Here is a 13,598-nt window from a genome sequence, read left to right on the forward strand (position 1 = left end):
TCGGTTCAATCGAATCACCCATCCCTGCAGGAGCATTGAATGGCCGCCAAGGATACAAACGAAGACAGCAAATCCGACGAGCAGGAACAGGAAATCTCGCTGGACATGAGCCAGACTCAGGTCAAGAAGATGATCGCCGAGGCCCGCGAGAAAGGTTACATCACCTACGACCAGCTCAATCAGGTCCTGCCGCCTGATCAGGTCAGCTCGGAACAGATCGAAGACGTTATGTCGATGCTGTCCGAGATGGGGATCAACATCATCGAAGATGAAGAGGCGGAAGAGGAAGAGAATAAAGGCTCGACCGACCTGATCACAACGGAAAGCAACCGTGAGGTCACGCTGGCCGGTGCCGCCACCGAAAAGCTTGATCGTACCGATGACCCGGTGCGCATGTATCTGCGCGAAATGGGTTCGGTCGAACTGCTCAGCCGTGAGGGCGAGATTGCTATCGCCAAGCGGATCGAGGCTGGTCGCAATACGATGATCCTGGGGCTTTGTGAAAGCCCGCTGACCTTCCAGGCGATTACGATCTGGCATGATGAATTGCTGTCCGAAGACATTCTGCTGCGCGACGTCATTGATCTGGAGGCCACTTTCGGCAATCAGATGGACGAAGACGGCGATGTTGAAGAGCCGGTCGTCGACACTTCGACCGTGCAGGCCGCAAAGCCCGCCAAGGAAGAAGGCCCCGAGCTGGATGCCGATGGCAACCCGATTGCGACCGATGATGACGATGACGAAGACGAGCAGGCGAACATGTCGCTCGCTGCTATGGAAGCTGCTCTGAAAGATCAGGTTCTGACGACGCTCGAGCGTATTTCGACTGATTTTGCGATGCTGAGCGAAATGCAGGACAGCCGGATTTCGGCAACCCTGAACGAAGACGGCACATTCAGCGACACGGACGAAGCGACCTATCAGAAGCTGCGCGCCGAGATTGTCGAACTGGTGAACGGCCTACATCTGCACAACAACCGGATCGATGCTTTGATTGACCAGCTCTATGGCATCAATCGTCGGATCATGTCGCTGGACAGCTCGATGGTGAAGCTGGCGGATCAGGCCCGCATCAACCGTCGCGAATTTGTTGACGCCTATCGTGGGCGTGAACTGGACCCGAACTGGCTGGCTGAGATGGCTGAAAAGCCGGGCCGGGGCTGGCAGATGTTCATCGAACGCTCGACCTCCAAGGTCGAGGAACTGCGCAACGATATGGCTCAGGTCGGGCAATATGTTGGCCTGGACATCAGCGAATTCCGCCGCATCGTACAGCAGGTCCAGAAAGGCGAGAAAGAGGCGCGCCAGGCCAAGAAAGAAATGGTCGAAGCCAACCTGCGTCTGGTGATCTCGATCGCCAAAAAATACACGAACCGTGGTCTGCAATTCCTTGATCTTATTCAGGAAGGTAACATTGGCCTGATGAAGGCCGTAGACAAGTTCGAATACCGCCGCGGGTATAAGTTCTCGACCTACGCCACCTGGTGGATCCGTCAGGCAATCACCCGGTCCATCGCGGATCAGGCACGCACGATCCGTATCCCGGTCCATATGATCGAGACGATCAACAAGTTGGTTCGGACCGGTCGTCAGATGCTGCATGAAATCGGCCGCGAGCCGACGCCGGAAGAACTGGCCGAAAAGCTGCAGATGCCGCTGGAGAAGGTCCGCAAGGTGATGAAGATCGCCAAGGAACCGATCAGCCTGGAAACGCCGATTGGCGACGAAGAAGACAGCCAGCTTGGCGATTTCATTGAGGACAAGAATGCTGTGCTGCCGCTGGACAGTGCTATTCAGGAAAACCTCAAGGAAACGACCACGCGTGTTCTGGCCTCACTTACCCCGCGGGAAGAACGGGTTCTGCGGATGCGGTTTGGCATCGGTATGAACACCGACCACACTCTGGAAGAGGTCGGCCAACAGTTCAGCGTGACGCGCGAACGTATCCGTCAGATCGAGGCGAAGGCGCTGCGAAAACTGAAACACCCCAGCAGGTCGCGAAAGTTGCGGTCGTTCCTGGATCAGTAACCCAGAAAGGCGCCTCGACCGAGGCGCCTTTTTCGTTTGAAACCACTGTTCACGGTGGCTTGTAGAAACATCAATTTGGCGAGAACTCACAAGAAGCCCGCTGCGCGTCTTCCTATATCCGCAATGTCCACTCATGGGACGGGCCGGGGCGAGGCTGCAAGGCTGACGACCCCCGGCTACCTCAAGGTTACGATCACGGGTCCAGGCGGCTGCGGAAAGCGCTGGGCGCGCGACCCGTCCACCGTTTGAAAGCGGTGGAAAAGGCGGGTTGGTCTGCGTAGCCAAGTGAGAATGCAATTTCAGATAGCTGCATACCGTTGGTGATGAAAGTTTGGGCCAGATCACAGCGCAGATCGTCTGCGATCTCTCGATAGCTTGACCCTTCATCCTTTAGCCGACGCGCAAATGTTCGCGGGCTCATGCCGAGATTGGCGGCTATGTCATCGGCTTGCGGAAAATTTCCCGGCATCGAACGTGTAATCAGACCCTCGACCTGCGCCCGCAATTTTTGCTTAGGCGAGGCCCGTTCTGCCAGAACGCGTTCCCCGTACTCAATCAGATGCTCTCGAAGCATCGGGTCATATGTGGGCACGGGAAGATCCAGAGATGAAGGCGACAGAACAATCTCTAGGTTTTCTGCTCCAAACTCTACCGAAAATCCTGCAAGCTTTTGAAATAGATTTCTTTTCTCTCCAACCTCGTGTTGAAAGCGAATTGCTATGGGGTGGAAGTCTGACTGCGTCAGGTTCCGCATTCGCGCCAGTGTCCCAAACATCAAAAACTCTGTGCGTCTGTGATACCGGGCAAAACTTGCGTCTTCCCAGTCCGCCTCGAAGGACACAAAATTCCCGGCATGGCGCAGACTGAAGGTGATTGTGGGATCTATGATGCGAGAGAAGCGGGTTGTGTTTTCAAACACCTGTCGGAGGTCACGAGAGTACTTGCTGATATAGGCCGTAATGCTAGAGGCCGAACTGACTTTTGAACCCGCATAGGCGGCAAAAGTTATGTCGCGCATAGCGTCGCAGGCATATCTGATGAACATCGCCTCAGTTTGCGCACTGTAGACTGTAGTGGGGGGAGCGATTGCCACTCGGCTTAGACCGCTGCGTTCCAAAAGCTGGTCTGCTAACTCTGGGTCGCCCGAACGCTCATCTGCCGTTCGGGTCAAGTGTTGAATTCTGGCAATATCAAGCTCCATATCCAATTCTTAATGCTTTCCCGAAAAATTTGAACCCAGTTTGCACGAGTGCAGGCAAACCCATCTGGCAGGTTTTCACAAGTTTCTGGCACTTTTCAGCAAGGATATAGCAACGCAAAGGCATAGTTACCTCGTGTTGTCGGGTCAGCACCTTATTGGGATGAGGGTAGAGCTCCGGTCGTCTCAGACTAGCGATCGGTAGCTCCCCGGCACGTTTCATCTGAAAACCTACGTGTCGCATTGCGGATTTTACCCTTCAATGGCACGGTCCGGTTGTGGCGAAATTGATCTGGTATCCAATGCAAGACCGGGCGATCTCAGATGTGAGAACCGAGCAGAACCTCATCGTTTTTGATGGAGAATGCGTGCTGTGTTCTCGATTTTTCAGGTTCATGCTGTGGGCCGACACAAAGAAGCGGTTCAAGTTTGTAATTGCCCAGTCCCCAATAGGACAAAGCCTTTACCGGCAACTCGGCCTGCCCACCGACGAGTTTGAAACCAATCTTGTGATCGTTGACGGTGTTGTGCATCAGCGCTTGGATGCTTTTGCTGCTGCAATGCGCAGCTTACCCGCTTTGTGGCCTGTTCTGTCGGCCTGTCGATTTCTTCCGCGGTTTTTGAAGGATCCGCTTTATCATTTCATCGCGCGCCACCGATTTGCATTCTTTGGACGGTTCGAAACGTGCCTGGTTCCGGATTCATCCATGAAAGCGCAGTTCTTCCCCGGAGGGTATGCGTGAGGCCGGACCCATTTCTGCAGGCCCTTCCAGCCAATTCTGAGGTGCCGGATGCGGTCCGAAAATTCCACAGTGAAACGGCAGAGTTTACAGGACTATGCAGCATCCAAAGAGGAACCGGGTGGTTGACCTCTTTGTCATTGTGGTTGGGTGGGTTTCCCCCCGCTGCAGATACTCAGACGGTCCGCATTCGAACCAAACTCACTGGCCAGGAATGGGAGTGGTTCAGGGATTTTGGCGGGCATGAGACGCTGTCTCATCTGGTCTACGACGCAGACAGGCGGTGCGTGAAAGAGAGGATCGGAGGGCTGACCATCTGGATGCGCCCACAGGTTCGAGGTCAAAAGCTGCATTTGAACATCCTGCGCCTCACTCTATTGGGGGTGCCATGCCCAAACTTTCTTTTACCGCGTTCGGCGACGGTGGAATGGGAGGATGATCAAGGCCGGTTTCGGTTCGATGTTTCGGCAGAAATGCCGATGTTGGGTCAACTGATCCGATATCGGGGCTGGCTGATGCCGGTTCACGTAAATAGGAACAATGCCTGAATTGAACGTGAGGTGGCTTTGCCATGGCCTCCTGCAATCTACTTTAATATTTATCAAGAAACATGAGAGAGTAGCATTATGAAAAAAGTGATCACATCTGCGGTTCTGGCCGCCGCCACGTTGTTTGAACCGGGGGCGGTGACAGCAGCACCAAACGGTTTTCAGACTGTTGCAGTAAACGACAAAGTGTTTGAGGTGATCCCGCGCGCGCGCAGGGATGTGGATGGCTATTGGTGCGCTGCTGCAGATTTTGCTCGTCGCAGCTTGGGGGCAGGGTGGCAGCAGAATATCTATGTTGTGCGTGGATATGGCCCAAGCGAAGCTACCGGTCGCCGCACGGCGGTCCAATTTTCGTTGACCCCTCCGGCAAATGTCGAGCAGAGCACAAGCTTTGTTTCCATTGGTTTCCAGCCGGGGCAGAGCAGGTCCGTCCAGAACGCGAATGGCCTGTGTTTCCGGCAGCCAATTTTTGACTGAAGAAGGTAAGACCCGCGTTTTGCAGACCGAGTTTATCATTTCAACGCAGGGGTCGGGGCTGTATGAGTTCACCTCGGGTATACGAGACTGGCTTGCCCCAAGCGGTCGCGACGGATTGTTGACCCTGTTTGTGCGCCATACCTCGTGTTCTCTGGCCATTCAGGAAAATGCGGACCCCGAGGTGCGGACAGATTTGCAGGCCTTTTTCGAACGTCTAGTGCCACCGGCGGATGATCCGTCGATGGCGTATTTAAGGCACACCTATGAGGGGCCAGACGATATGCCAGCACATATCAAAGCTGCGTTGCTGCCTGTGTCCTTGGGCATTCCTGTCGCCGCAGGGGTGCCCATGCTGGGGACATGGCAGGGTGTTTATCTGTTTGAACACCGGACCCAATCACACAACCGACGCGTCGCTGCGCATTTCGCGTGACCCCTTTATTTAGCGGTGAAAATTTCCGACTACCCAAATCCTAGAGGCTGCCCTATAGTTGTGGATAAGTGGGCCACAGCGCTTACTAAAAGAGGCGGAACAAGAGACGAGGAGACGGCGGATGCGCTGCCCGTTTTGCGGAAATATCGACACTCAGGTCAAAGATTCACGCCCGGCAGAGGATCATGTCGCGATCCGCAGGCGCCGTTTCTGCCCGGCTTGCGGCGGACGGTTCACCACCTATGAACGCGTTCAGTTACGCGATCTGGTTGTGATCAAAACCAATGGAAAACGCGAGGATTTCGATCGCGACAAGCTGGAACGCTCGATCCGTATCTCGATGCAGAAACGCCCGATTGATCCGGAACGCATTGATCAGATGATCTCGGGTATTGTGCGACGGCTGGAAAGCATGGGCGATACCGACATTCCGTCCAGCAAGATCGGTGAAATTGTTATGGAAGCTCTGGCGCGGATCGACACCGTTGCCTATGTTCGGTTTGCAAGCGTGTATAAGAATTTCCAGGCGGCCGATGATTTCGAGGAGTTTGTCCACGAACTGCGCCCGCCGCAGCCTTCGACGGACGAGTGAGCGAAACAGATAAGCGATATATGGCGCTGGCCCTTGACTTGGGGCGGCGCGGACAGGGGACATGCTGGCCCAACCCATCCGTTGGCTGCGTACTCGTACAGGACGGGCGGATTGTTGGGCGTGGTTGGACGCAACCTGGCGGTCGGCCACATGCAGAAACCGAAGCGTTAAGACAGGCGGGATCGCAGGCGCGTGGCGCGACTGCTTATGTCTCGCTTGAACCCTGCGCCCATCACGGACAGACCCCGCCTTGCGCTCAGGCCTTGATTGAGGCCGGTGTGACGCGTGTTGTTTCAGCCATCGAAGACAGTGATCCGCGTGTGGCTGGGCAGGGCTTTGCCATGCTGCACGAGGCTGGGATTGACGTGACAACCGGTGTTCTTGCGGATCAGGCGGCCCGCGACCACGCCGGTTTCTTTCTAAAGACCGAACAGGGCCGGCCATTTGTCACGCTTAAACTGGCCAGCAGTTTTGACGGGCGCATTGCGACCGAAAGCGGCCATAGTCAGTGGATTACGGGTCAGACCTCGCGGCGGGCTGTTCATGCCATGCGGGCAACGCATGATGCCGTTATGGTTGGGGCGGGTACGGCGCGTGTAGACGACCCCTCTCTGACAGTTCGGGATCTTGGGATTGAACGTCAGCCTGTGCGCGTTGTCGTTTCGCGCCATCTGGATATCCCGTTGATGGGTCAACTGGCACGCACCGCCTCGAAAATTCCGGTGTGGTTGTGCCATGGTCCGTCACCGGATGCCGAACGTGCAAAAGCGTGGGAAGGACTGGGCGCAAGGCTTATCCCCTGCGCGTTACGCGATCATCACATTGATGCCGCTGACCTGTTGCTGCAGTTGGGGCAGGAGGGTTTGACCCGCGTCTTTTGCGAGGGCGGATCGTCCCTTGCTGCGTCGCTTTTGGTGGATGAACTGGTTGATGAGTTGATCGGCTTCAGTGCCGGGCTTGCGATTGGTGCCGAAGGATTGCCTGCCATCGGGGCGCTTGGTATGGATCGTCTGGATGAGGCCCCACGGTTTGAACTGCTGGAGACCCGCATCATCGGTCAGGACGTGATGCATCGCTGGGCGCGGGCATTGCGCTAACGGCGCCAGAGATGCGCCTGTGTTGCGAAAACGCCCTGTAGTTTCGAGAGCAGTCTAAGGCCATGACCCGATCGGCTCTGGTAGCCGTCTGTCAGCCTTTCCAATACCACTTCCGGAGGGCAGGGCATGCCGGTGACAGGGTCCAGATACCTCGGGTAATCGATCAGTGCGGCATGAATCAATCCCAGCAGGGAGGGCCGTGCACCACGACGGGCGGGGACGGATCCCAAATCCTGCGTCAAACCCCAACCAGCATAAAAGGGTGCGCCGAGCGTTGTGACCGGCAATCCGCGCATCAGCGCCTCGAACCCTAGCAGAGAGGTCATGGTCCAGACCTCCTGAACCTCACCCAACAATGCGGCGGGATCGGTGTTCTTGACGATCAGGTCTGCTAGCCCCTCAGCTTCGGCCTCACCTTCACGCAGGCCAGCTTCGACATCGGGATGCGGTTTATAGATCAGAACGGCGGTCGGGTTCATCTCGCGGGCGGTGCGTAGAAGTTCGGTATTGGTGCGAACGGTGCTGGTTCCAAACAGGATCGAGGCATCGTCCTCGACCTGTCCGGGCACCAGAATGCGGTGACCTTTTGGCAAGTCCGGAACCGGGCCGCCGGTGTTATATTTGCTGACCGCTCCGGCGATAATCTGTGTCACCAACCGCTCGGCCCGCAATTCCTGATCCGGCCGCAGGGTCTCCCGCTTGGCGATCATCTCTTCCAACCTGCTGGGTTTGGTCGGGTCGTAATAGATCCCAAGGTCATCTAGCGACAGCGACAGAGGCGGCACAAGGCTGGCCCCCAACCCACGGGACCGAACGAAGCCATCCTCGACCCGTGTGACGTTTTCCATATCACGGCCGTGCCGCGCCCAAACCATGTGGGGACGATCTGGGTTTTCGGAAACGTCAGGCGTGAATTTTACCTTTTTCTCGCGCCCAAACATGTGCTGCAGGTGCCTGCGTTTCCAAAGCCGCATCCCGGATGCCGTCCAGCCCTTGTGATCTTGTCGCCAGGCGCGGGTCAGACCTTCAAGCGTGTCCAGCACGGATTCGAATTCGCACAGCTGATCCCGATAGGGATCGTACCACTTGGGATAAAGAACCATGGTGGCGGCGAAGAGTTGCGCGCGCGTCAGGTTTCGTTGGCGTCTTGGGAAATGGGCTTCGTCTTGGGTAAGACCCCATCCGGCGTAAAACGGTTGGCCGAAGACGCGGGGTTTGTGACCGGCCAATATGGCCTCGAACCCAAGTTGCGAGGACAGGGTGTAGACGCCCACAGCACCCTCTAACAAGGTCCAGGGGCTGATGGCGCTGTGCTGAAAGGATACGCGGTCGGTCAGATCATCGGCAGAGTAATATCCGGGCCGGTGCCCTGCGATCGTGTCGGGGTGGGTTTTGATCAGAACGGTCGCGCCGGGGTTCTCCTCTTGCGCCATAACCAGCATCTCGCGGAACCGGGCCTCATCGCCGCCGCTTGCCCTTACAGAAGCATCGTCGCGTGCTTGATCGACAACCAGGACATACCCTGGGTCCGGCGCAGGGGTCGCGGGATCATAGGCGGAATACTTACTCAGATGCAGTTCGCGCAGCCGCGCCATCCCGCCACGTGCCCGGTTCAGCAGGGCCGTATTATCCAACGGGTCGGTCGCAAGAAGTGTTTCCAGATCCGAAGGCTGTGTTGGATCAAAATGCACACCGCTGCGATCAAGCAGCAGTCCCAGCGGAGCATCGCCATTGCGTCCTGAGTGCAGAGATCGCAGGAATGCATCCTCTACGCGCAAGATCGGAGTATTGTATTTGGTCGCTATACGCAGTCCACGATGTGCCGTCGGGCTATTGCCCCAGATACCCACCAGATCCGACCCCTTGGGCGTGCCGATGCCGATATCATATCCGGCCAGTGACAGAATTCTCCGCACGCGCGCGGCTGTCAGAAATCCGCCATTATAGACCAAAAGACGACTGCGTTCGGCCTTGGCATGCGTTCCTTGAGGAACGGAGGGCATCATCCGCCTGTCAGTGTCGTGACATTGGCAAGCGGGGTCAGGCCACCGGCGATCAACGAGATGGATTTGCTCCATTGCGCGTAAGGTGCTTCGGTGACGTAAATTGTGTCATCATCGCGGATGACAAAGTCACGGGCGATGAAAAGGCCATTGGGTGCTGTCAGGTTCAGCACGTAGATCATGCGCTGCTCTCCCTGCAGGTCCGGTTTTCCCATGACTGACCGGACAATGTCCTGTCGTTCCTTTCGTAGAACGAAAATGCCGGTCGGGTCCGAAGACAGGGGCTGTAAGCCACCAACCTGTGCCAGCGCTTCCAGCGCGGACAGATCCTGACTGTCGAATGCCACGCGCGACTGACCGCCCGTCGCCCCCAAGGCGACATAGGACCGGTTGTCGGCTTCGACTAGAATGCGGTCGCCACCCCGCAGGGCAACGTCAAATTCCGGGTTGCGGAACAAGTCATTGTACCAGACCGTCCCTTTTTGATTGCCTCGGATCAGTGTCACCAGGGCGATATCGGACCCTTCGATCACGCCGCCAGCCCGTGTCAGCATTCCGGCCAGTGTGCGGGTTGGTCGTTCGATCGGATAGATCCCGGGTGCGGACAGGGTGCCCGACAGCGAAACGGTTGATCCGTCCCCGGCGATACGGCGCACTTCGACCTGAGGATCAGGGGTCTGATCCTGGAGCTTTTCCGTGATCAACATGCGAAGCTGTTCCGGCGTGTTTCCGGCTGCGCGCAGGCGCCCGGCATAGGGAACAAAGATGAAGCCCTCGCTGTCGACCTGTACCTCTTCCAGGGATGTTGAGGCGCCGGTCTCTCCGGATAACAGCCCGTCATCTACGTTTTCCCAGATTGTCAGGCCCAGTACATCACCCGGACGAACCGTGTCGGCGGTCAGGTTCTGAGCGCTACGGAAGGTTTGCGAGAACCCGTATTGAGGCACTGCCGACGTGACCTGCGCCACCCGGTCGTCGACCTCAACAACATAGGCGTTTCCACCTTTTGTGGTCGAACCGGCAAGGATTTCGGATTTGTTTGGGCCGGTTTTAGGTAGTTGGCACGCGGCCAGCAGGCCAAGAGCGGCCACAAGGGTTACACCCCGTCCCCATCGGATTGGAAAGCGCTGCACTGCCGAATATCCTCGAACGTCTTGGTTTTGGTCTTTTGTTTCCAGCAGCGTACTTGTTTCCCACTGCAATCGCCAGCATCAAGAGGGGTGATTTACTCAACGATCCTCAACTGTGGCGTCCGCGCCTCTTTGTCGGTCAGCACGGATTGGTAGGGATCTTTCGCCCTTAGCATCATATCCACGGCGCGCCTAAGCAACTGTCGCCGCCCACGGCGTGAATAAAACCCGCCGGGGACCTGACTGGTTTCAAGCAGAAAACGCCTATAGCTTTGATAGGCTTCGGTATCGGGGATATCTGGATTGGAAAAGAAATCAGTGATCGGTTGGCTGGAAACAAATTCGGGCTTGTCATAGACCGATTTGCCAAAGGCGCGCAGAGGAATGCCGCGCCACAATACCTGCTGACCCGCAGTTGAATTGATCGTCACGGCCGAGCTCGCTTCGTTGAGCAATGTGGCCAGTTTGCCCCCGGGTACATAATGGACCCTATCAGCGATACCCAGTGTTTTGGCCAGCTTGCGTGCCACCTGGCGCAATGGTTCCCGATGGTTTTCCAGCGGGTGTTCTTTGATGACCAGATGATGGTGCGTTGGTGCGCCATTTGCAAAACCGTGCAGTACCTGCTCAAGAAATTCGGACATGCAGTCAAAGTCCGAGTGTGACTGAACCGAACTGTCATGTCCCAGTTGCAGCAATGCCAAGTGATAGGGAAACCCGCCCCGCCGGACTCGCTCCGTCGCCATACGCCGCCGGATTCTGTGGAACGGCATCATTGCCAGCCGTTTGAAATAAAGCCTGAACTCTTTCGAAACCGGTAGGTCACGGTGGGTTCGAAAATTGCGATACTTGGCGTTCAGGAACAGAACAAACCAATGATACAGCGCGCCATAGAAAATATGCTGTCGCATATCACCCCAATGCGTCGGAGGGGGCGGCATCGGCGCATCAGTACGCTCCAGCGCTCGCTGCATCTGGGTAACTTCCAGATTCATCAGATGCGAATTGCCATTCGTACCTGTGCGTTCGTAGGTGACCCACCAGGGCCTCAGATACCCTTCTTCGAAAACATGAACAGTGATCCCGTGGGCGCGGGCGATGCGGATGGCTTGGGCGTGGATTGGACGCGTATCGCCATACAGGACAATGTCTGTCACCTCGCGGCCGACAACCAGGTCAACAAATTTTGCCGGCCAGTTCTCGGGTTTGCCAGCATAGGGAATAAAGCTGGCCTTATCAGACCAGAAAGCCTGATCCCCGGCGTTGAAACCCACGCGCCACACCTCGGAACCCGCTGCGCGCAGGATCTTACCAAGCGCGCCAAAAAACGGCCCGTGCGGTCCTTGCAGGAAAAGAAATACGCGTTTTTGCGCAGCGCCGTTGAGTGGTAACATTTCTGCTGCTCTTGTCGTTAGATGAGGAATTATGCCTGTTTGTCGTATTTGCGGCAACCTGGGGCTTGCCCGTAGGCGCGCTTACGCTTACCTCGACGGTGAGCGCTGGCATCAGGTTAGAAACAGAGGGTTAACGCAATGTTTACGGGGATCGTCACAGATATCGGCACCATCACCGAACTGGAGCAGCAAGGCGATCTGCGGGCGCGGATCAAAACCGCCTACAATACCCCGGGGATTGATATTGGTGCATCCATTGCCAGCGACGGCGTTTGCCTGACAGTCATCGCACTGGGCGAAGACTGGTATGATGTGCAAATCAGCGCGGAAACCGTTTCGAAAACAAACCTGGATCGCTGGACCGTCGGCAAACGCGTCAATCTGGAACGCGCGCTGAAGGTCGGAGATGAGTTGGGCGGTCATATCGTGTCTGGTCATGTTGATGGCGTCGCAGAAGTGGTCGCCGTTCTGGACGAGGGCGACAGCACGCGGGTAACCTTGCGCGTACCCAAAGATCTGGCTCGCTTCATTGCGCCCAAGGGATCAGTTGCGCTGAACGGTACTTCTTTGACCGTAAACGATGTGGACGGGTGCGATTTTGGTATCAACTTCATTCCGCACACCAAAGAGGTGACGACCTGGGGGGATGTCGGCATCGGCGACCGGGTCAATCTTGAGATCGACACGCTGGCTCGCTATGTCGCGCGCCTCGCTGAAATGTCCTAGTCCACAATTCAACGTCGCGTCTGACCGGAACGGTGCCGCATGCGGTCTGGTCTTTGACCGCGCGGTGGTCTATCCACCCGGTCAAACTTGGCATGTGAAAGGCTGCCCCATGAGCTTTGAAACTCCCGGACCGGTCGAGGCCCAGCTGCGCGCGGCAATCAGCCCGATCAAAGAGATCATCGACGAGGCGCGCAGAGGCCGGATGTATATCCTGGTTGATCACGAAGATCGCGAGAATGAGGGCGATCTGGTGATTGCCGCCGAGTTCGCTGATGCTGAGGCAATTAATTTCATGGCCACCCATGGTCGTGGCCTGATCTGCCTGCCGATGACGGCGGAACGGATTGACACGTTGGGTCTGCCGATGATGGCGGTGAACAACTCGTCACGTCATGAGACCGCGTTCACCGTGTCGATTGAAGCGCGCGAGGGAGTGTCGACTGGCATTTCCGCTGGTGACCGGGCGCTGACCGTGGCGACTGCGATCAACGAGCAAAACACGATGGTCCATATCGCCACGCCGGGTCACGTCTTCCCCTTGCGGGCCAAGCGGGGCGGGGTGCTGGTGCGCGCGGGCCATACCGAGGCCGCCGTTGATATCTCACGCCTGGCCGGGTTGAACCCTTCGGGCGTGATCTGCGAGATCATGAACCCTGACGGAACCATGGCGCGGCTGCCTGACCTGGTCGAATTCGCCAAGGAACACGGGTTGAAGATCGGCACGATCAGCGACTTGATCGCCTACCGGTCGCGCAATGACAATCTCGTGGTTGAGACATCTCGGGAAACCGTCAAATCCGAATATGGCGGCGACTGGGAAATGCGGATTTTCACCGATCAGACCCATGGCATCGAACATGTCGTGATGGTCAAGGGTGACATCACCACGCCTGAGCCGGTTTTGACCCGGACCCATGCGCTGCACGAGGCGCCCGACATTCTGGGTCTTGGCCCGAAATCCTCACGTGAGCTGCCGCGCGCGATGGAAAAGATTGCTGATGAAGGGCGCGGTGTGGTCTGTCTGTTCCGCCAACCGCGCAACTCGCTCTATGCGGCTGAAGATGAGGGCCCACGCACCATCAAACAAACCGGTCTGGGGGCGCAGATACTGTCCAAGATGGGGATCCAGGAACTTGTGCTACTGACCGACTCGCCGGAAACCGTTTATCTCGGGCTCGACGCTTTTGGCCTGTCCATTGTCGGGACCCGTTCAATCCTCAGGGAGGACTGAT

At 56.9% G+C, this 13,598-nt stretch carries 13 protein-coding genes; 9 read left to right on the forward strand and 4 right to left on the reverse strand.

The features are described 5' to 3' along the window. Positions 1–39: 39 nt before the first annotated feature. The gene (rpoD, locus tag AC2FIM_RS00075; RefSeq protein ID WP_271946269.1) at positions 40–2,028 is read left to right on the forward strand and encodes an RNA polymerase sigma factor RpoD; all 1,989 of its coding nucleotides are present in this window, start codon (positions 40–42) and stop codon (positions 2,026–2,028) included. Positions 2,029–2,221: 193 nt separating this feature from the next. Here the strand turns inward: rpoD and AC2FIM_RS00080 are convergent, their stop codons facing one another. Beyond that, a complete protein-coding gene (locus tag AC2FIM_RS00080; RefSeq protein WP_496731674.1) occupies positions 2,222–3,199 on the reverse strand; it encodes a helix-turn-helix domain-containing protein in 978 nt (325 codons plus the stop codon). A gap of 422 nt (positions 3,200–3,621) precedes the next feature. Between AC2FIM_RS00080 and AC2FIM_RS00085 the strand changes: the two genes are divergently transcribed. The 6 genes from AC2FIM_RS00085 (at position 3,622) to ribD (ending at position 7,113) form a co-directional block, all read left to right on the forward strand. Beyond that, positions 3,622–3,969: a thiol-disulfide oxidoreductase DCC family protein gene (locus AC2FIM_RS00085; protein ID WP_496731802.1), complete on the forward strand. Its 348-nt coding sequence runs from the start codon at positions 3,622–3,624 to the stop codon at positions 3,967–3,969. 41 nt (positions 3,970–4,010) lie between these two features. Then, a complete protein-coding gene (locus tag AC2FIM_RS00090; RefSeq protein ID WP_496731804.1) occupies positions 4,011–4,514 on the forward strand; it encodes a DUF4166 domain-containing protein in 504 nt (167 codons plus the stop codon). A 78-nt stretch (positions 4,515–4,592) separates the two neighbouring features. Continuing rightward, on the forward strand, positions 4,593–4,991 hold the full coding sequence (locus tag AC2FIM_RS00095; RefSeq protein WP_142634653.1) for a hypothetical protein: 399 nt from the start codon (positions 4,593–4,595) through the stop codon (positions 4,989–4,991). 19 nt (positions 4,992–5,010) lie between these two features. Further along, complete coding sequence (locus AC2FIM_RS00100) at positions 5,011–5,424, forward strand: secondary thiamine-phosphate synthase enzyme YjbQ (RefSeq protein ID WP_496707881.1); 414 nt, start codon at positions 5,011–5,013, stop codon at positions 5,422–5,424. 121 nt (positions 5,425–5,545) lie between these two features. Continuing rightward, entirely contained in the window at positions 5,546–6,016 is a 471-nt protein-coding gene (gene nrdR, locus AC2FIM_RS00105; protein ID WP_142634651.1) for a transcriptional regulator NrdR, read from the forward strand. Then, the gene (ribD, locus tag AC2FIM_RS00110; protein WP_496707877.1) at positions 6,013–7,113 is read left to right on the forward strand and encodes a bifunctional diaminohydroxyphosphoribosylaminopyrimidine deaminase/5-amino-6-(5-phosphoribosylamino)uracil reductase RibD; all 1,101 of its coding nucleotides are present in this window, start codon (positions 6,013–6,015) and stop codon (positions 7,111–7,113) included. The genes nrdR and ribD overlap by 4 nt, the downstream gene beginning before the upstream one ends. Here the strand turns inward: ribD and AC2FIM_RS00115 are convergent. The 3 genes from AC2FIM_RS00115 to AC2FIM_RS00125 form a co-directional block, all read right to left on the reverse strand. Next, positions 7,110–9,116 carry a capsule polysaccharide biogenesis protein gene (locus AC2FIM_RS00115; RefSeq protein WP_496707876.1) on the reverse strand — a complete coding sequence of 669 codons (2,007 nt, stop codon included), beginning with the start codon at positions 9,114–9,116 and terminating at the stop codon, positions 7,110–7,112. The genes ribD and AC2FIM_RS00115 overlap by 4 nt on opposite strands. Next, positions 9,116–10,249, reverse strand: a complete 1,134-nt coding sequence (locus AC2FIM_RS00120; protein WP_142634645.1) for a polysaccharide biosynthesis/export family protein — start codon at positions 10,247–10,249, stop codon at positions 9,116–9,118. Before AC2FIM_RS00120 ends, AC2FIM_RS00115 begins: the two co-directional genes overlap by 1 nt. Positions 10,250–10,341: 92 nt before the next feature. Continuing rightward, positions 10,342–11,640 (reverse strand): capsule polysaccharide biogenesis protein, encoded by a 1,299-nt coding sequence (locus AC2FIM_RS00125; protein WP_496731676.1) that lies wholly within the window; start codon positions 11,638–11,640, stop codon positions 10,342–10,344. Between the two features lie 138 nt (positions 11,641–11,778). On the opposite strand from AC2FIM_RS00125, the gene AC2FIM_RS00130 reads away from it, so the two are divergent. Then, entirely contained in the window at positions 11,779–12,366 is a 588-nt protein-coding gene (locus AC2FIM_RS00130) for a riboflavin synthase (RefSeq protein WP_496707875.1), read from the forward strand. 109 nt (positions 12,367–12,475) lie between these two features. After that, positions 12,476–13,597 carry a 3,4-dihydroxy-2-butanone-4-phosphate synthase gene (gene ribB, locus AC2FIM_RS00135; RefSeq protein WP_142634638.1) on the forward strand — a complete coding sequence of 374 codons (1,122 nt, stop codon included), beginning with the start codon at positions 12,476–12,478 and terminating at the stop codon, positions 13,595–13,597. Position 13,598: the final 1 nt, after the last annotated feature.

This window comes from Ruegeria sp. CDSC052, assembly GCF_059610685.1.

What these genes read in the sequence shown, in the direction of transcription:
- AC2FIM_RS00115 (WP_496707876.1), bottom strand. Translation starts at nt 9,116, where the DNA reads ATGCCCTCCGTTCCTCAAGGAACGCATGCCAAGGCCGAACGCAGTCGT.
- rpoD (WP_271946269.1), top strand. Translation starts at nt 40, where the DNA reads ATGGCCGCCAAGGATACAAACGAAGACAGCAAATCCGACGAGCAGGAA.
- AC2FIM_RS00085 (WP_496731802.1), top strand. Translation starts at nt 3,622, where the DNA reads ATGCTGTGGGCCGACACAAAGAAGCGGTTCAAGTTTGTAATTGCCCAG.
- AC2FIM_RS00130 (WP_496707875.1), top strand. Translation starts at nt 11,779, where the DNA reads ATGTTTACGGGGATCGTCACAGATATCGGCACCATCACCGAACTGGAG.
- ribB (WP_142634638.1), top strand. Translation starts at nt 12,476, where the DNA reads ATGAGCTTTGAAACTCCCGGACCGGTCGAGGCCCAGCTGCGCGCGGCA.
- AC2FIM_RS00125 (WP_496731676.1), bottom strand. Translation starts at nt 11,640, where the DNA reads ATGTTACCACTCAACGGCGCTGCGCAAAAACGCGTATTTCTTTTCCTG.
- AC2FIM_RS00095 (WP_142634653.1), top strand. Translation starts at nt 4,593, where the DNA reads ATGAAAAAAGTGATCACATCTGCGGTTCTGGCCGCCGCCACGTTGTTT.
- nrdR (WP_142634651.1), top strand. Translation starts at nt 5,546, where the DNA reads ATGCGCTGCCCGTTTTGCGGAAATATCGACACTCAGGTCAAAGATTCA.